This is a genomic window from Verrucomicrobium spinosum DSM 4136 = JCM 18804 (assembly GCF_000172155.1).
Classification (GTDB): Bacteria; Verrucomicrobiota; Verrucomicrobiia; order Verrucomicrobiales; family Verrucomicrobiaceae; genus Verrucomicrobium; species Verrucomicrobium spinosum.
The window spans coordinates 3,410,493-3,428,576 of record NZ_ABIZ01000001.1; the positions used below are offsets into that span (position 1 = coordinate 3,410,493).

Genomic DNA, 18,084 nt, shown 5'->3' on the forward strand with positions numbered 1-18,084 from the left:
GCAATGGAAGACCGATCCGGCAGGTGCCGGATGCTACGGGATCTCAGGATTGACGAGGTGAGTCAGAGAGGATACCTGATGCTGAACTTTCGGGAGTCTTGCTGGAGGATTTGAGCTCTTCGGGCGGGTGGGGTTTCGGGAGAAAAATAGACTTGGGCAGCACGGGAGTTGATAACATGGAGCTCAATTTCCACGTGGGCTGGTGTGGTCGCGGCACCTCCGCTCCCAGCGGGCGTGAGAGGGAGTGGATTGAAGTTGCTGTCGAGAAACCTTGCTTCAAATCGGGTGACGTTCTGCGCGACCACCTCCGCATTGGGCTGGGCGGGTGAACAAGGGTCAGGAAACAAGGGAGATGCACCCTGAAGGCGGGTAAAGGTCGTGTCACTCGGCAGCAACTGACGGTAGAGGGCAGGGACGGGAGGCGTGGCTCCCGGGATAGGGGCCACATAGTAGGCTGCTGCACAGATGTCGCTCTGGTTTTGGGGAGAGGGCTGGCTTTTGTTCGACACCCGGCAGAGAAAGCCCAGGGATTTACCGGAGGGATTGGGCTCAGAAGCCACCCGGAGGTCGGTGATGAGGGGGCTGATGCCTTCCCTTTGAGGCACCCGTGCGGTGAAGTCCTGACCAAAGATCTGGAGCGCAGCCCGCGCGTCACGATAGCTCTCTTCCCTTCCCGAAGTCTGGTTCCAGGAATCAAGCACACCCCCAAGGACGCTCAGCAGCATGCCGAGCAGAATGGCGGTAAGGGTGCTGGCAAGAAGCACCTCGATCAGGGTGAATGCCCTAAGTCTCCTGGCGCTTCTCACTGCCGGAACGGGTATGCTCATGGCGTAGAAGCTACTGGAGGTGTGGTTTGCGGCGCCAGGGCTGTGCTCATCTGCGAGAGCTTGGTGTAGAAAGTCGCATACCGTGGAGTTGGACCTTCATCCAGCCCGCAAATCCGGATGGCCAGTTGACTGAGTCCCGGATGAGCCGTGTCCGGTGGCACCACGGAGATCTCAGCCTTCATGGTCGCGTCAACTGATGTTGACGGCACTGGGAGTCCTTCCTGGTTGTAGTGCACAACGTGAATCGCTGAAGTGTTGAGGTCGATCATTTGTCGGCCAGACACGTTTTGAGGAAGCGTTGCCGCGTCCACCAAGGGACGGCTGGTGCCTGTGACAGAGGTCAGGTCGTTAATGATCTGCCGTGCCACGAGGGCAGCGCGCGTCTCCTGACCGGACTTCTTGGACTGGCCGAGGAGGATGGGGAAGAGCGCCACCACAGACAGGGCCCCTGCGAAAATGCCAAGGGATAAAACGACCTCCGTAAGGGAGAAACCGCGAGGCAGAGTTTTCTTGGGTAATGGTCTTTCAGGCATTTTTGCCGCAGTTGCATCCATGCAACTCCTTGGGTTGCTAGGGCTATTCGCAGCACGCTGAGAGTCCGAAGGAGTGGAAAAGAGCGAAAACATAAATCAAGTGATGCTGCTTTACGCGCACTGGCGATTTTAGGCACATGAAACGGGGTGAACATTATGTAACGAAATGTAATGATCACAGTATCATGGAGTTAGGAAAATGGCTTGTTGGTCGCTGGCGAGGTGAAATGGGGGCTGAGTGACCTAGATGAGCTCCGGAAATCGCCTGCATGGAGTTTTCTTAGGAAATGGCGCAGCCTTGATTTTCGCGACTTAGAACCGCATTTGCGTTCAGATTCTCCAAGTTGGAGTCTTTACCAGAGTGCCAACGAAGCGGGGCTGGAGTGTCCCATCTCTACTTCAGATCATCACCCTTCCTGCTCGAGTGGAAGGCGAAGAGCGGAGTGAGGCTGGGACGTTGCTCAGCATCTGCGAGATGCCCTTACGACGTGGCATCCAGATTGCAGATCGAGATGCCCCTACAGCCCTATGGCATATTCTCTAGGTCGGGGCTGGCGTTTTTGCCTGGACTAAAGTCTCTGGGGTTTCTCCTAGAGCGTGGGGGCAACGAGCCCGCGACTTGGAGGGCTTGTCATATGCTCAGCAAAGAGCAAAAAGGGATCCCCGCCACTTGGACGAGGATCCCTCTATTACTAAGAGAGCGATCCGGATGGACGCTCGAAGGTTGAATTACTTCAGCTCGATGATGATGTCAGCACCGGAAACGGTGAGCTCAACCTCAGTCACTCCGGAAGGAGCGTTGAGGAGCTTGCCGGAAGCGGCAGTGATGCTCACGGGAGTGGAGCCACCGTTGAGAGTGGCAGAACCGCTGCCACCGGCGATCAACGTGTAGAAGCCGAAGGTGCCAGCGTTGTTGAGGTCGATGACGAGGTCATCGGGCAGAGCGACAGTGCCGTCGATCGTGACCGGTGTGGCGGTCACGTCCACGCCGATGGCGGTGATGTTGGCACCTGAGGTGGCGGCGACGGCGAGGTTGCCAGCGCCTTTGAGGGGGCCCACGGGGAGGTAGCCAATCACTGCACCCAAGCCATCCAGCACTTCACCCTTGGAGAGGTGGCCGCCGGCGCTCACGGAAATGTTGCCAGTGATTTTGCCCACGTTGGCGGCTTCAGCACCAAGCTCGGCGCCAGTCGCAACCGTGACGCTGGAGGCGTCGAGGCTGTGAGCAGCATTGCTGAAGTCGATGGACGTGGTGCCGTTGGTCAGCGTCAGAGCGCCACTGTAGGAGCTGTCGCCTTCGATGACCACGGTGCCGCCGCCAGTACGATTCAGGTTGGCGCTGCCGGAGATCGCTCCCGTGAGGAAGAGGATCTTCTCGGTGCCATTGACGTGGATGTCGGAGGCGGAGTTGATGACGATGTTGTTCGTGAGCACAGCATACTGGATGCCGTCTTCCGGATCGAAGCGAAGACCGCCCAGGTGGCCGAAGCCGCTGGAGGTGATCACGCCGGAGACGTCACGCTGGGTGCTGTTGAGCGCAATGTCGCCACCGAAGGTGTAGGTCGCATCGGCGATGTCGCCGAGGTCGTCCACTCCGGTGGAAAGACGGAGCTGACCACCACTGTTGACCGTCACGCCGGTGCCGCTGATGACACCGTTCTTGGACACCTGAAGCACGCCCTTGGCCACCGTGACGGAACCCGTCAGGGTCTTCGCGTTGTTGGTGAACTTCAGCGTTCCATTGCCATCTTTCACGAAGTTGCCGGAGCCACTCAGTGCGATGTCATAGGAAGGCTTGAGCTCTTCGGCAGTGTCGAGGTCGCCGTCTTCATCATTGGTGTCGAGCACGGCGGTCTGGTTCACCGTCAGCGTTTTGGTGCTGGGGATGGCCAGGAAGCCGGTGTTGGCAGCCGGGGCGGCCGGAGCGCTCGCTTCAAGCCATGCAACCGTGAGGTTGTCATGGAAGACGAATGTACGGGTGTTGGCCTCGTCCTTGATGTAAAGACGGCCTTGACCGGCGGAAGCTCCACCGATGGATGCGCCTGAAGCAAGTTCAAGGCTGCCATTGCGAAGCTCAACGGACGCCAGCGTGTTGCTTGCGTTCGTGATGACAAGGTCGCCGGTACCCGTCTTGCGCAGGCTGCCAGAACCTGCGAGCACGCCGGTGAGGCGCACGATGGTGTCGTCTTCGGCCTTGATGTTGTTGTGGGCCTCATTGACACCGGTGATGTCGGTGGCGTCGAAGGCGATGCCGTTGGTGAGGGTGATTTCCTCATCATCGGTGGTTTCGAATTCGATTTCACCGCCTTTGACGTCGATTTCCACGCTGGAGCCGAACGTGAAGGACTCGTTGGAGCCGCTGTCGTTGGTGATGTAGAGGGTGCCGTGCTGGTCAGGATCCGCATCGAGGCTCGTCTCACCGCGAACGATGACGTCGGCGGTGTTGGTGAGTTCAGCGTTCTGGGTCACTTCAAGCACGCCTTCATCCACCTGGGTGATGGCGGAGTAGGTCTTGGGAGAGGAGCGGAAACGGAGGGTGCCGTTGCCCTTCTTCAAGATCTTCGCCGTGGCATCGGAGCCGATGATGAGGCCGCGGAAGGAGGCCGTGGAGGTGACGTCCATGTCCACCGTCAGCACGCTGCCACCGGAGGACCCGAGGTCCACGATGTTGCTGGCGCTTTCGGAGGCCACAAGGGCTTCTACCGTCACGTCATAGCCGTTGGTCTTGAACGTGCCGTTGTTCACGGACAGTTTGTTGGCGGCGTTGATGGCGTTGTCGATGCCGAGGGTGAGAGTGCCTTGGAGCACGTTCACGCCACCGATATCGCTGGAGTTGACGGCGGAGAGCACGAGCTCACCAGCGCCGAGTTTGTAGATGCCGTACACGCTGTCGAGATCCACCGCAATGGTGCCCACTTCAGAGGCGGCCACATTGATGATGCCACTGGTCGTGAGCACCGGGGAGCCGGAGGACTTGCTGATGGTGAAGCTGTCGTTGAACAGGATGTCCACGACCGAGGCACTGGCGTCCAGATTCACTGGGCTGAGGGTGCTGTTGGTGAAGACGGCGTTGTTGGCGCTGCCAGCCCAAGTGTAGGAAGTCCAGGCGTTGGTGGCGAACCAGTTCGTGCCGCTGGCACCGCTACGGGTGCGCGCAGTGCCGGTGGCAAGGGGAACGATCTTGATGTTGGTGGGGCCGAAGCCGTCACGGGAGCCGCTGCCAGGGCTGGAATAGCCCCAGCGGAGGTAGCCTTTGTCATTGGCAGCCAGAGCCGTCGGCAGGGTGACCAGGGCAGACACGGCCTGGGAGACTGGGGGGCTTACTGCCGCTGCGGTGGACGGGTTGCCCAGCGGGGAGGTCGTGGCGGTGGTGACCACATCCGAGTAGCTGCTGAAGCCGTTGTACGTGGGGCTGTAGCGCAGACCGATCTGGTTCACACGAGCACCGTCGCGCCACTGCTCGATGTCATACGACACGAGGATGCGGCTCACGCTCGCGCCAGTGTCGTTTTTGAGCTTGAGGTACGCACGGGAGTCCGTGGTGCCGGAGGCTTCCAGGAGACCCAGGGTGTAGTGCGAGTTGTACGGGCCGTAAGCATAGAAGCCGGCGGTACCGTTGGAACCGTTGTCAATGCCGCCAAAGGCAGGCGTGTTGGGGTCGTTGCTCACGAAGAAGCCCAACGCTGCGAGCGTGGACTGGGTGCCCGTGAAGGAGGTGAAGAGCTCCGGGGTGCTCGGGGACAGACTGGTCAAGTTCCGCGGGGGAACATTGGTGTCGTTGTCCGGAGAGGTCGGTGCGTACACGTTTGCTGCCCAAGCAGGTGCGCTGCTGGAGGCAAGCACGCTCAGGAGGAGGATTTTTGACACTTTGCGAGTATTCATAGTCTTGTTCGATTTTTATTTATCGTCTTGTGACTACTAGCTTTTTGGCCATCCCAGAGTGGGAGGCGTGCGTATGCGTTGTCGTTTTTTGAGGACGGTGGCCCCTGGCCTGGGCCCGGGCACAGGGGGAGTTCCACCGAAGGGGGATGCCCGCATGACGGGCAAAGGGTTGGAGCGGTCAGCATCCACTGCCCGACGTTCACGAGTGTGAACTGTGCGGAGATCAACCTGGCTACCAGCCACAGGCGGATGATAGTGATGCAGAATGCTGTGCGCTGATGCTGGAGGGAGCGGCTCGGCTGAGGTAGATGAATAACCTTAGAAAAAGAAGACCCCGGTGTGAGGCTTATCTGAGGAAACTCCGAAGACGCTTGGAGAACAGCAATGAAAGTACTGCGATCAGCCGCAGAGGCTGTCGTGGTGATCAAAGCGAAGTGCCGATCCATCGTGAGGCCTCGATCCTAAGAGCATGCAAAAAATAAGCATGAAGTTTAGGGAAACCATTGCGTCACTAAAGGGTAATTACCTCGTGCTCAATGAAATAACGCTAAATGAGGCGGGCATTTCAGTTGTATTGAGCGGACAAAGCTGAGGGAATGTTTTGCTCTGGTGGGTGTGTGATTAGGTTCTCTCAGTTAAGTCTCAAAGCGTGGCGTTCCGCCAAACAGTAGGGCTGGCCATGGATCGTCTGACAGTTTTGATGCCCTCTTTTGCCTCCAATTGCCGGCAAGAGGGGGATGTGGGGCGACTGCGCGCGTTACCATTATGTAACATAACGGAAAGTCGCACAGCTTCATGGGGTTATAGGAATCCATTCCGGAACGCCGGGATATCATCTTGAGATTTCGTCAGAAAACTCTAGAGAGCCCGCGCACCTTCCCTTTTATGAAAATCTGGTTTTACCCTTCGAGGCGGATCGTCCATGAGTCTTTGACCGCAGCATGGATCTTGATGATGGCATGGTGTGCGCCCGTGGTGCATGCGGCCACCTGCTACTATACCTATGGCTCCACCAGTGGTGGCGTCGCCTGCATCGAGCTCAATGACACGACGGGTGAAATCATCAGGCATGAGCCCTTGGGGCCAGCTGAGCTCTCCCTTCCCAAAAAGCTGGCAGTCTCTGGCGATGGCAGGCAACTGGTGGTGACCTCCGATGAGGGCACACAGGCCTGGGTGTATCAGACGAAGCCCGAACCTCAGCTGCTTGGAACGGTAACTCTGGAGGGCAAGACAGAGGATGTGGTGGCCAGCCAACAATCCGCCTTCCTGGTCGCGACCAAAGGGTGGTTCTACTGGATCAACCTACAGACTGCGAAGATCGAGAAGTCCTGGAACTCGAGGGATGGTCTCAATCCACCTGGTCGCAAGGGTGAGGATATCCTGATGGTGCCAGGCAAGGAGCAGGCCCTGGTTACCTTCCAGAAGGACAGTGAGAAGGGCAAGACCCTGGGCAGCCGGATTTTGCTGTTTGATCTGAAGTCCTTCACCCCTGTGGCGGATCTTCAGTTGCCGCGTGATCACCCGGGGCTGCATCTGGGCAATGACATGCGGGAGCAGGGCCCCAATCCTGAGCTGATGTTCTTTGCCCCCAAGACGAACACTCTTGTGGTCTCGCTGGATCTTTATGGCGCGTTGGCATTTGCCGAACTGGACGCGGTGATGAGGGGCTCATGGAAGCGTCTGCAATACATGCCTTGCGCCTTGTCTGGAGGATGGGGGACGGCCTTTCCGGACCGCGGCCTTCTCTTCAACTCAGGAGACAAGGAGTTCTTGCTTGTTTCGAATGCCTCCAAGCAGGGTGGGGTGATTCTGGTGGACGTGGGGCGTCGCCGGGTGTTGCAGGAGTTTCCCGCCCCGGCTGGTGCGGAGACCCCGGTGCTGCTGCCCACGGCCAAGACGGCGGTGACGGTGATTTCGGGCAAGGTTAAATCTCGTGGCGACAGCGGTGTGGAGGCGGGTCTGGCTCCGGGAAATGAGCTGCTGGTTTTCGATTTGAGCCCTCTGGACGCGTATCGGCCTACTTCTTTGACCCGCATTCCATGGGACAAAACCCTGACACGCGTGGATGCCATCAATCCCGCGGCGAATCAGCTCCTTTTGCTGCTTGAGGGCACTGATGATGCCCAGACCTGGGTATTGTATGACCTCGCCACTCGTAGTGTGAAGTGGCGGGAGCCGGTGAAGGGGCAGGTCTCAAGACTTGTGATTCATCGGTAGGATGGGTGCTTGGCTCGCATATTTGGAGCCAGTTTGGCGAACACCTTTGCGGCCACCTCAGAGAGGGCCGCAACCTAGGTAAACTAGTGTTTGTACTTCGAACGGCTTCCCTGAGCCGACTAAATTCGGTACTCCAACCATGGTGCGAACCCTGACAGGGAGTTTGGAATCTCACCTCCAGAGACAAGCCGTGAGCAGCTCAATCCGCCATTCAAACTCAAAAAAAAATGCGCAGCAGGGTTGGAGTACCGCCTTTAGGCGGAATCAGTTTCCGGAGTCGAGCATCTCCTCCAATGAGTGACTTGAAAGCGCTATCCCGATCTCTCAGGCGAGACAACCCAACGTAGCGAAACCAAGGTTCATACAACGGAATATCTTGGGGCAGGCAGAAGCCTGTGATGCGCAGCCTTGTTTTACAGAACCAGAGAGTGCTCACCTTGTTCTCCAAAGTGAGCGCCCTTCAAATGCATTGAGCGGCTCTTCCCCATCAAGGGGCGACTTCAAAGACGCCGATGCCGCCACCGTTGAGCTCATATCCACCGATGAGGAGTGCTTTGCCGGTGGGGTTCTTGTCGCCGGGGATGAAGACGAGGCACTCGGGTGCCACCAGCTTCTCTTTGATGGTGTTCGCGTACGCGGTGAAGATGGGTTTGTCAGATGCAGTGATGTCGTACATCACGATCCCGTTCTGCCGTTCCATGCCAGCGAAGAGATACTGGCGATCTCCGATTTTGCCGACTGTGAGCGCTTCTGGCTCGGGGCCTTTCTTGGCGGAACGTTTGTCGAACTTCCCAGGATTGCCTTCTTCTATATTGTGAAGGGTCTTGTCCTGCTCCAATAACACCGTTTCGAGCGAGCCGGTGTCGGCAACGAGTTTGCCTGTTTCCGCATCCCACAGGGAGAGCGAGCGGGTGCCGAACATCGTCGGGATGTCGATATCACCGTCTTGATCGGTGTCACCGTCCAGTTTGGAGATCTCGAGACTGCCGATCTCATGGAGAGGAAGGCTGGCCGCTACTTCTGGGTTCAGGTTTGCAGCGGCGAGGGCGATCCGGTCAAAGTCGTCGGGCCGGGCATCACCTTCGTTGGCGGTTGCGATGAGGACTTTTGCGTCCTGCTGGAAGACTGCCAGCGTGTCCGGCATGGGCATGCCGGAGATGTTGTAGCGGATCTCCGCCTTCTTGTCCTGGCTGTTGGCGTCCACGGTCTGGGTGATCGTTCCGAGCGAGTGCACGGCGATCCAGACCTTCTCCTTGAGATCAAAAATCGCGATGGCGTTGTTTTCCTGAAGCGTGATATAGGCTTTGCCATCAAGCCCGACCACATACTCGGGTTCCACCGCTTCGTATCGAGGCACGCCGGGTTCGTTCACGCGAATCCTGGCCAGGTCCTGATCCTTGAAGTCGTAGGACTGCACTGTCAATCCTTTGATGTTTTCAATCGTGGCTTCTTTCACTCCAGAAAGGTCCACCACAGAAAGAGAGCCGGGCACCGAAGAGTCCTTCACATACTCGCCTTCATTGGCCACGAGGAGATGTTGTCCGTCTTCAGAGAAACGAACGCAGTCGGGGTGGAAGCCGACATCAAGCGCCTCCCCCAGCAATGCTCCGCTCCGGTAATCGAAGAGTACTAGCTTTCCCAGTGCCTTGCTGTTCTCAATGGGCACCGCCACCACTGCACCCAGGCCGCGACCGAGAGGATCAAGGGCAACGCTGCTGAGGGTGAGGATTTTGCCGTCAAACAACTTGCCCAGATCGAGGATGTGCTCTTCCGCGAGGACACCGTTGCCGTCGAGTTTCAGGATTTGCACGCCGTTGCCATCTTTCCCGCCGGAGAACATGGTGGCGAGCCGATACCCGTCTGGGGTGAAACTGACAATCTCAGCCCCGCCATCCTTTGGATGAAATTGCCCCAGAAGCTTCAGTGAAGCGGCCGGGGAGGTGGTGAGGAGTGATGCTGAGACAACCGCGGTGAGGAGTGGTGGCAAATTTGGCTTCATGCGGCGCATAGTCGTCTGGGCGGTCGAGAAATGGGGATGGTGACGTGCAAAACTTTCGTCACCAAGGGGCGAGGATAAGGCGCAAATATAAATGTCACATTCCCAGAATTGCATCCACATGTGACTTTGTGTTACGTTTTCGTAACGACAACTCGTCAACAAGTACATCCGAATTCCCAAATGAAAGTGCCCAAAACATCAAAAAAGTCTGCCACTCGCAAAAAAACTGTGAAGGCAGTTTCTCTGGATCTTTCAGCCGCCCAGCAAAACGCTGAGGACGCGAGTTCCCAGGTGGCGGCTGCCAAGCTGGCCGTCAAAGCTGCGCGAGCTGCCTTCAAACAAGCAAAGAAAAAAGCGAAGGAGGCCGGCAAGGAGCTGAAGCAGGTGCAGAAAGCATCCAAAGCTGACGCAAAGTCCCCTCAAAGAAAGTCGGCCAAAAAGACCGACAAGGGCTAGGCCATCCTGGCAGCCAGCTGGAGCGTGCTGCGAAGCTTGTGACACGCGGGGCAGAGTCTTCGCCGCTCCAGCGCCGGGTTTGGGAAATACTTCGTGTTGGCTGGGTCTCTGATACAGGCCTTCGCTATGGTGGCGATCAGAAGCGCTTGGGCGAGACATGGCCATGACGGACCCAAGCGACCACTGCGACTGCCCAGATTTTCGGCACGAATTAACTCATGGGAGGGCAATTTGGAGTAGGCGTGCCCGTGATGGGGGGCGACAAGTCCATGCAGCTCGCCAGGCGATGTCCCTAAAGTGGGGGATACCGCATCTGGAGAATGAAAGTTGGAAAGGTGCGCTTGCTTTTCATCCACGGGGCTCTTTGTAGCCTGGGCGCTAGTTCTCGGATTTTGTCAACAGCAGAGACAAGGGCATCCGGAGCGCTTGAGCAGCGATGGATTCGCCACACAACGCCACCGCACCGGGGTCTTTGGTCGGTGTGCAATCTCCACGCATTTGGGCGGCACAACTGCCGGAGCGGGAAAGTGCGATGAGGTCGTTGGCTGTGGTGCCTTGCGATCTGGTTGATGGCTGATGAAGCATGGGCCAGCTGTCCAACAAGGGACATGACTCTCAATGAGGGGCGAAGTCGGCGCGCTTTTTGTCCCTTTGTGTACAATGTGGACAGTTTTTGCGCCAACGAGATGCGAATTTTAAGTTTCTTTTTGGAGCAGCGTGTATCGCCATCAAGGCAATATCCAGCGAGCGTTTGCACTGAACCCCATTCTTTTCGTGGGTGCTTCGAGCTGTTGAGAAAGCGGGGGGGCGCTGGCGTGATCTGCTGAGGATGAGGTTTCTGCGAGCGTGAGGGTTCCATCGAAAAGGTGAATCCATGGCGGTAAATGTGCCCTTGGGATTATCGTGTTAAAAATCAGCAGGAAGAATGGGTAAATGGGATAACATAAATATAAACAAAAATATGCATTGTGCGGATTCGGCCAACCTGTAACAGTGGCGTTATATAAATATACGGCGAAAACATGATTGGCATAATTGCCATGTGTTTTAAAGCTGTCCGTGTCGGCATTTTAGCCAAAATAGAAGGAAAAAAATGAGTCCAATCATCTGCAGGCGGACCGTGGTGTGTGTTATTTCCGCGTTCTTGGCTTTGTTTGTTCACCAGGCCGTCCAGGCGCAGTCGGTGGATCTCGGTACTGCTGACAGTTTTGCGGTGCTGGCGGGATCCGGGATCACCAACAATGGTCCGACCACCATTGTGGGGGACATCGGGACCCACCCAAACCCCTCGATCACAGGTGGTGGCAGTATTACCCTCACGGGAACGAATCATGCCGACGACGCAGTCACGGAGCAGGCTAAAATTGATCTGGTGACCGCGTATAACAGTGCAGCAGGTCTGGCCCCTACCGGTACCATCACCGCAGGGACACTCGATGGCTTGACACTCGTTGCGGGTGTTTATAACGATGGCGGTTTTTCCCTCAGTCTTACAGGTACGCTCACTCTGGATGCGCAGGGAAATCCTGACGCGGTGTGGGTCTTTCAAACTGGCTCGACCCTGATCACTGCTTCCAACAGCTCTGTGGTCATCATAAACGGCGGGCAGGCGTGCCATATCTTCTGGCAGGTGGGCAGTTCGGCAACACTAGGCACTGACTCCACTTTTCAAGGTAACGTCCTGGCCCTCACCTCAATCACTGCCACTACGGGCGCGTCCGTCGTGGGACGGCTTTTGGCACGAAACGGTGCGGTGACACTGGACACAAATGAGATCATTAAAGCGATTTGTGCAGAGGTGATCGACACTACTCCCGACGGCGAGGGGGAAGGGGAAGGGGACTCCTCCGGCGGGAGCGATGCGGAAAAGGCTGAGGAGTTGCGGAAGACCCTGTTGTTGGCGGCCCAAGTGGTGGACATTGCCTCACTGCCGGGCCTCACCTCCATCTACACCCAGGGCTTCTCCCAATTCGACACCGAGGTTTTTAGCGTTCAGCAGCGGTTCGCGGATCTTCGTGCCCAGTCCTATGCTTGGTCCAACCGGCCACCCAATGTGTACAGTCCAGAACCTGTGCCGAGCGAGAAGAACCCGTGGAGCGGAAAAAATCCCTCAGGAGGCAAGAATGCCTGGGGCGGCAAAAGGGGCGAAGGCGTACAGCCAAAAGAAGTGCAGGTGGATGAGGATCTGCGTTGGGGCTTCTTCATCGTGGGTACCGGTGACTACCTCACGGCGGGTGGTGCCAATAGTTACGACGGGACAACGGTAGGGACGGCCATGGGTGTGGACTACCGACTCAGCGAAAAGTTTGTCGTAGGCGTCAGCGTGGGCTATTCGCATACGGAGGGCGACCTCACGGGCACAAGCAATGTGGAAGCCGATGGCGGTAAGGCCGCAGTTTATGCCATGTACCACGATGGCGGCTTCTTCGCGGAGGCCATAGTGGGCGGAGGTTACAACTCATATGACATTGAGAGAAGTGGATTTCTCGGCACGGCCCGCGGTGAAACGGAGGGGAAACAGTTCGACGCTTATCTGGGGATGGGCTACGACTTGAAGCTGGGCGCTTGGACTATCACTCCCATGGCCTCAGTGCTTTACACCCTGGTTAGCATAGATGGCTACGACGAAGTTGGCTCGCTCCTGCCCCTTATCATTGAATCCCAGGATGCAAGCTCTCTGCGCACTCGCATTGGACCTCGGGTCGCCTACACCACCAAGGTGGGTTCTGCTCTTGTGACCCCTTCGGTGGGAATTCAGTGGCAGCATGAGTTTCAGGATGACAGCCTCCCCTTTCAGGCCCGATTTTCCAATGACAGCGGCAGCCTCTTTACCGTGTATGGGCCCGAGATGGGGCGCGACAGTCTTCTGCTGACAGCGGCGCTCAATGTCTCATGGAGACGCTATGCCGCCTATCTCGCCTATCAGGGCAATTTGGGCCGCGAGAACTATGAGAGTCACAGCGGACTGGTTGGATTAAGGGTGAGCTGGTAATATTCGGTGGCTTCTTGACTGTTGGATATGGGTTCTATGGGAGGTTAGTCCATGAACCGAAAGGGTTTGTCTTGCGTAGCCAAAGGGCGACCAAGTTTTGCGAGACTACCCATGGAGGCTTGCGCCTGGCATTCCACCGCGGAGCGGAAGGCCAGGCGATCCAACCGATGGATGGGAGATTTATGAATTGCGTCTGAGGTCATGTTTCGTGGCCTTCACGATGCCGCCTCCCCCCCCCAGTTTACTCGGACTACGGCACCACCAACCGCTCTGGCTCTTGAGGGCCAGCCGGAGGGGGGGGGATGACGTTGGGAGCGGTTCACTCATCCAGGATGGAAGGGGTTTCCCATCCTTCCTTTGCTGCTCTTGGTCAGCCGGAAGGGGGGGCATCTCCAGGGTGGGTTCGCATGCTGGACCCGGCGGAGGCCGATTGGCCGACTGAGGTGCCGCAAATTCATCGAAACCCGGTGCCGCCCAAATAGTGAGCGGGCCAGGGCCTGTGTGACAGTTGTTCCGCTTGTCACAGGCGCGGTATTGGCGAGAATCGTATTCAAGATGAAATGCTTGGATCTGAGCGAGTTGGGCGCGGGCAGCATGGCGGATCCGCCATCCCTGGCATCTGCCTTCAGCATGTCAGCCTCCGATGCGTTGGCCGTGGCGTATGCGACGGTATTTCCTTTCACCTCGCGGGCAAGGATCCTTGTTGCTAATATCCTTGCGATCTTTCTTTGCCTATGAAGACTGCCACAATCACCCGTCTAGGGGAGGCCACGTATGATACACCTATTTTGAACGCCGAAGACGATGGTGGGTGTGTGCCCTCCACCGCGAACTGGCAGAACGGGGCGGTACCGGAGGACCTCGTGCTTTTTGAGAAGGCAGGTCCGCAGAAGCGGCTGTTCTTTGCCCCGGCGGAGACCCGCGCGGCGATCGTCACCTGCGGCGGCCTGTGCCCTGGGTTGAACAACGTGATCCGCTCGGTGACGCGGGAGCTGGTTCGAGGGTATGGCGTGCGTTCCGTGCTGGGCATCCGGGGAGGCTACCGGGGGCTGGATCCGGCAGTGGGCAAGGCGCCGATGGAACTCACGGATGATGTTGTAGAGGACATCCACAAGGAGGGCGGCACCCTGCTGGGCACCTCCCGAGGACCGGTGGATGTGACGGTGGCGGTGGAATACCTCATGAAACTGGGCGTGGACATTCTTTTCACCGTCGGTGGCGATGGCACTCAGCGTGGGGGCAACGCCATCTACGAGGAGGCACTACGCCAGGGACATGATTTGGCCGTGGTAGGGATCCCCAAGACCATCGACAATGATGTGCGCTACGTTTCGCGCACATTTGGCTTTGGCACGGCGGTGGATGAGGCGGTGCGGGTCATCAACTCCGCCCACACGGAGGCTCGCAGTGTGGACAACGGGGTGTCGGTGGTGAAGCTCATGGGACGCCACGCCGGCTTCATCGCGGCGGCCGCGTGTGTGGCGAGCCAGGATGTCAATTTCTGCCTGGTGCCGGAGGTGCCTTTCGCGTTGGAGGGCGAGTCGGGACTGTGCGCCGCGTTGGAGCGGCGTCTGGCGGCCAAGGCGCATGCCGTGGTGGTGGTGGCAGAGGGGGCAGGGCAGGAACTGCTGAAAGGAACCGGAGCGAGGGACGCCTCGGGAAACGCAAAGCTACAGGACATCGGCCTGCACCTCCGGGATGCGCTGAACGCGCATTTCCAGGCGCGGGGGATCGAGATGGCGATGCGCTACTTCGACCCCAGCTACCAGATCCGCGGCTGCCCGGCAAACACGGAGGACGCGCTGCTCTGTGATCGCATGGGCCGCCATGCGGTGCATGCCGCCATGTCGGGACGCACCGGGCTGGTCGTGAGCTTCCTTCATGGGCACTATGTGCATGTGCCCATCGCTCTGATCGCCCGGTCCAGCAAGCAGGTGGACGTGAGCGGGGAGCTCTGGCGGGCGGTACTGGCCACTACCGGACAGCCCGCTCGTCTCATGTAGCGGCCCGGACCGAGTTTGTTGCCGATAACCCATGCCTTTCACAGATGAATGCACGTCTCATGGACGATTTTTCAGATCCGGCGAGTTGGCTGGCCGTCACCTCTGGGAACGCCCGGCTCACCGTGACGAGCGAGGAAGGGCTGCGGGGCCGTGCCCTGCGGCTGGACTTTGACTTCATGGGTGGCGGTGGGTTCGTGGTGGTGCGGAAGGTCTTCGCCATGCGGCTGCCAGAGGCGTATCGCTTTTCGTTTGCGGTGCGCGGGGAGGCTCCAAGAAACAACCTTGAGTTCAAACTGGCGGACTCGTCCGGCCGGAATGTCTGGCGCTGGATGGAGCAGGCGTTTCAGTTCAGCGGGGAGCCCCGTTCCCTCAACATCAAGAGCAGTCAGATGGAGTTTGCCTGGGGACCTGCAGGTGGGGGCATCCTGCGGAAGTTGGGGGCTGTGGAGTTTGTCATCAGTGCCGGGCCGGGCGGTAAGGGCACGGTGTGGCTGGAGGACTTCCGTTATGAGAACCGAACCCTGCGCCGGACTCCGCTGGTGACGGCCTCCACCAGTGCCCGAGGAACGAGTTCCGCTCATCTGCTGGTGAGGAAGACGGGGCCGGGCTGGCGCAATGCCCGCCGGGATGCCAGCCCTTGGGTGCGGCTGGACTTTCGAGGCATGCGGGAATACGGCGGTCTGATCATCGAATGGGCGTCAAAGCCAGCCGCCCGGTCCTTTATCGTGAGCGCTTCAGACGACGGGGAGACCTGGCGGCGCCTTCACCAGTCAACCTGCGACCAAGGATCGAGGAGCTACCTCTACCTGCCGGGTGGGGCGTCCCGCTACCTGCTGCTCTCCTTTGACGGTCCGGCGGCCATCCAGCATCTGGAGGTGAAGTCCTTTGAGTTCTCCCGGTCGGTGGTGGACTTCTTCCATGCCATCGCCTTGCGGAGTGGGCGGGGGCACTACCCGCGCTGGCTACTGCGGGAGCAGAGCTACTGGACCTGCGCCGGGGCACCGCAGGGAAGGACCTGCGCCCTGCTGAATGAGGACGGGCTGGTGGAGCCCGACATGGGTACTTTTACCCTGGAACCGTGGATCGAGATGAAGGGACGGGTCAGTTCCTGGGCAGACGCCCGGCGCAGCGTGCACCAGGGTGAAGACGGGCTGGCCATTCCCTCCGCGCTGTGGAAGCTGCCCGGACTGACGCTGGAGACGACGGTCTTTGGCACCGGGAGCAATGGGAATGCGGTGATGTTTGTGCGCTACCGCCTGCGTAACACCGGAATCCAGCCGGTGAAGCTCCGCTTCTATGTAGCGCTGCGTCCATTTGAGGTGAACCCGCCCTGGCAGAGCGCGCAGGGATGCCTGGGCCTGGGGGGCGTGAGTGAGATCTATGAAATAGCGTGGAAGGAAGGCTCTGCCCAGATCAATGGGGACAAATGGGTGGTGCCGCTGCAGAAGGCCCACGCCTTTGGCACCCTTGCCTTTCATCAAGGGAGCATCACGGATTTCATCGCGGAGGGGAGGCTGCCCACGCAGACTGCGGTGCGAGACGACTTTGGCTTTGCCTCGGCCGCGATGCGGTTTGACGTGACGCTCCAGCCCGGGAAGGATCATGACCTGTATCTGGCGGTACCCTTTGGCTTCAGTCGCATGATTGATACGGACGATCGCCATGTCATGGCAGCGCTGGATGGGGCGGCCCAGTTCGAGGAAGCGGTGCGTGTGATGCACCAGCGCACTGGCACGGTGACTTATAGGGTGCCGGAAGGGATGGCTCAGGAGGCTGCCCGCACCTTCCGCACGGCGGCAGGACAGATCCTCATCAACCGAAACGGCCCGGCGTTCCAGCCAGGGCCTCGGCGGTACACCCGCTCCTGGGTGCGGGACGGCGTCATTATGGGTGCCGCGCTTCTACGCATCGGTGACTACGAGGCGCTGCCGGAGTTCGTCCGCTGGTACGCACCCAACCAGCGGGAGGACGGCTTTGTGCCCTGCTGTGTGGACCGCTCGGGGCCGGACTGGCTGGTGGAGCACGACAGCCACGGTCAGCTCATCTACGGGGTGATGGAGTCCTTCCGTTTCACCGGGGACCGGGATTTCCTCCTTGAGATGTGGCCGTATGTGCGGAAGGCGGCGCGTTTCATCGAACTGCTCCGCTCCCAGCGAATGACGCCGGAGTACCAGACTCCGGAAAAGCTGGCCAGGTATGGGTTGCTCCCGGAGTCTGCCAGCCACGAGGGGTATTTGTCCCACCCCGTGCATGCTTATTGGGATGACTTCTGGGCCCTGCGCGGTCTGAAGGATGCTGCGACCATGGCTGCGGAGCTGGGCCACCCTGATGAAGCGCGAGACTTTTCCGCGCTGGCTTACGCCTTCCGGGACACTCTGTGCGACTCGATCAACCGGGTGATTGCCGACAAGGGGCTGCACTATGTGCCGGGCTCGGTGGAGTGGGCGGACTACGATCCCACGGCCACGTCCAACGCTGTGACCCTGCTACAGAGCATGGCCCACCTGCCGATGAAACAACTGGACGAGATGTTCTCGCACTTTGTGCGGGACTTCCGCCGCAGGCACGGCGGGGAGATGGCATGGAACAACTACACGGCGTATGAGATCCGCATCGTGGGGGCGCTGGTGCATCTGGGCAAGCGGGCGGACGCGCTGGAGCTGCTGGAGTTCTTCCTGACAGACCGTCGGCCCCGGCACTGGAACCAGTGGCCGGAGATCTCCTGGAAGGATCCTCGCAGCCCTGGTCATCTGGGGGACGTGCCGCACACGTGGATCGCGGCGGAGTACATGCTCGTCTTTGCGGCGCTCTTTGCCTATGAGCGGGAGGTGGATGACGCTCTCATCATCGGGGCGGGGGTGGATGAACGCTGGCTCATGCTGCGCGGCGGCATTTCAGTGTGTGGGCTGCCCACCTGGTATGGCCGGCTGGACCTGACTCTGGACCGTCGGCCGGACGGTTCCGTGCTGGTCGAGCTAGGTGGAGGACTGCGAGTGCCGCGAGGCGGTTTCGTCCTGCGGCCACCGGGCAGCCGCGCCATCTGCGCTGTCACCGTGAATGAAAAGGACCTGCGGGAATTCGACGCCCGCGAGGTGGTGGTGCGCGAACTGCCGGCGAGGGTGGTTGTTTCCTTTGCCAACCCGGAAAATTGATCCTCCCCCCCCCATAGCCCAAA

General features: G+C 59.0%; 10 protein-coding genes. 6 read left to right on the plus strand and 4 right to left on the minus strand.

Translation table 11 applies throughout. The features are described 5' to 3' along the window. Nucleotides 1-62: 62 nt before the first annotated feature. From VSP_RS13815 to VSP_RS13825, 3 genes are all read right to left on the minus strand, one after another. Nucleotides 63-827, minus strand: coding sequence for a type II secretion system protein (locus VSP_RS13815; RefSeq protein WP_157210886.1), 765 nt, complete (start codon nt 825-827; stop codon nt 63-65). Continuing rightward, entirely contained in the window at nt 824-1,360 is a 537-nt protein-coding gene (locus VSP_RS13820) for a hypothetical protein (protein ID WP_157210887.1), read from the minus strand. The genes VSP_RS13815 and VSP_RS13820 overlap by 4 nt, the downstream gene beginning before the upstream one ends. 729 nt (nt 1,361-2,089) lie before the next feature. After that, nucleotides 2,090-5,242 carry a beta strand repeat-containing protein gene (locus VSP_RS13825; protein ID WP_009961301.1) on the minus strand — a complete coding sequence of 1,051 codons (3,153 nt, stop codon included), beginning with the start codon at nt 5,240-5,242 and terminating at the stop codon, nt 2,090-2,092. An 885-nt stretch (nt 5,243-6,127) separates the two neighbouring features. On the opposite strand from VSP_RS13825, the gene VSP_RS13830 reads away from it, so the two are divergent. Continuing rightward, entirely contained in the window at nt 6,128-7,459 is a 1,332-nt protein-coding gene (locus tag VSP_RS13830) for a YncE family protein (RefSeq protein WP_009961303.1), read from the plus strand. Nucleotides 7,460-7,946: 487 nt separating this feature from the next. Here the strand turns inward: VSP_RS13830 and VSP_RS13835 are convergent, their stop codons facing one another. Continuing rightward, nucleotides 7,947-9,458: a choice-of-anchor I family protein gene (locus VSP_RS13835; RefSeq protein ID WP_157210888.1), complete on the minus strand. Its 1,512-nt coding sequence runs from the start codon at nt 9,456-9,458 to the stop codon at nt 7,947-7,949. 120 nt (nt 9,459-9,578) lie between these two features. On the opposite strand from VSP_RS13835, the gene VSP_RS13840 reads away from it, so the two are divergent. The 5 genes from VSP_RS13840 (at nt 9,579) to VSP_RS13860 (ending at nt 18,061) form a co-directional block, all read left to right on the plus strand. Further along, nucleotides 9,579-9,914, plus strand: a complete 336-nt coding sequence (locus VSP_RS13840; protein WP_157210889.1) for a hypothetical protein — start codon at nt 9,579-9,581, stop codon at nt 9,912-9,914. A 1,144-nt stretch (nt 9,915-11,058) separates the two neighbouring features. Next, nucleotides 11,059-12,906, plus strand: coding sequence for an ice-binding family protein (locus VSP_RS42250; protein WP_198141387.1), 1,848 nt, complete (start codon nt 11,059-11,061; stop codon nt 12,904-12,906). A 501-nt stretch (nt 12,907-13,407) separates the two neighbouring features. Further along, a complete protein-coding gene (locus VSP_RS43975; protein WP_157210891.1) occupies nt 13,408-13,644 on the plus strand; it encodes an aspartate-alanine antiporter-like transporter in 237 nt (78 codons plus the stop codon). Then, nucleotides 13,641-14,909: an ATP-dependent 6-phosphofructokinase gene (locus tag VSP_RS13855; protein WP_009961309.1), complete on the plus strand. Its 1,269-nt coding sequence runs from the start codon at nt 13,641-13,643 to the stop codon at nt 14,907-14,909. The genes VSP_RS43975 and VSP_RS13855 overlap by 4 nt, the downstream gene beginning before the upstream one ends. Nucleotides 14,910-14,953: 44 nt before the next feature. Then, nucleotides 14,954-18,061 (plus strand): discoidin domain-containing protein, encoded by a 3,108-nt coding sequence (locus tag VSP_RS13860; RefSeq protein ID WP_009961310.1) that lies wholly within the window; start codon nt 14,954-14,956, stop codon nt 18,059-18,061. Nucleotides 18,062-18,084 lie beyond the last annotated feature (23 nt).

Bases quoted from the DNA above. Each gene is read 5' to 3' on its own strand.
- VSP_RS13825 (WP_009961301.1), bottom strand. From the start codon at position 5,242: ATGAATACTCGCAAAGTGTCAAAAATCCTCCTCCTGAGCGTGCTTGCC.
- VSP_RS13860 (WP_009961310.1), top strand. From the start codon at position 14,954: ATGAATGCACGTCTCATGGACGATTTTTCAGATCCGGCGAGTTGGCTG.
- VSP_RS13855 (WP_009961309.1), top strand. From the start codon at position 13,641: ATGAAGACTGCCACAATCACCCGTCTAGGGGAGGCCACGTATGATACA.
- VSP_RS13820 (WP_157210887.1), bottom strand. From the start codon at position 1,360: ATGCCTGAAAGACCATTACCCAAGAAAACTCTGCCTCGCGGTTTCTCC.
- VSP_RS13830 (WP_009961303.1), top strand. From the start codon at position 6,128: ATGAAAATCTGGTTTTACCCTTCGAGGCGGATCGTCCATGAGTCTTTG.
- VSP_RS13835 (WP_157210888.1), bottom strand. From the start codon at position 9,458: ATGAAGCCAAATTTGCCACCACTCCTCACCGCGGTTGTCTCAGCATCA.
- VSP_RS13815 (WP_157210886.1), bottom strand. From the start codon at position 827: ATGAGCATACCCGTTCCGGCAGTGAGAAGCGCCAGGAGACTTAGGGCA.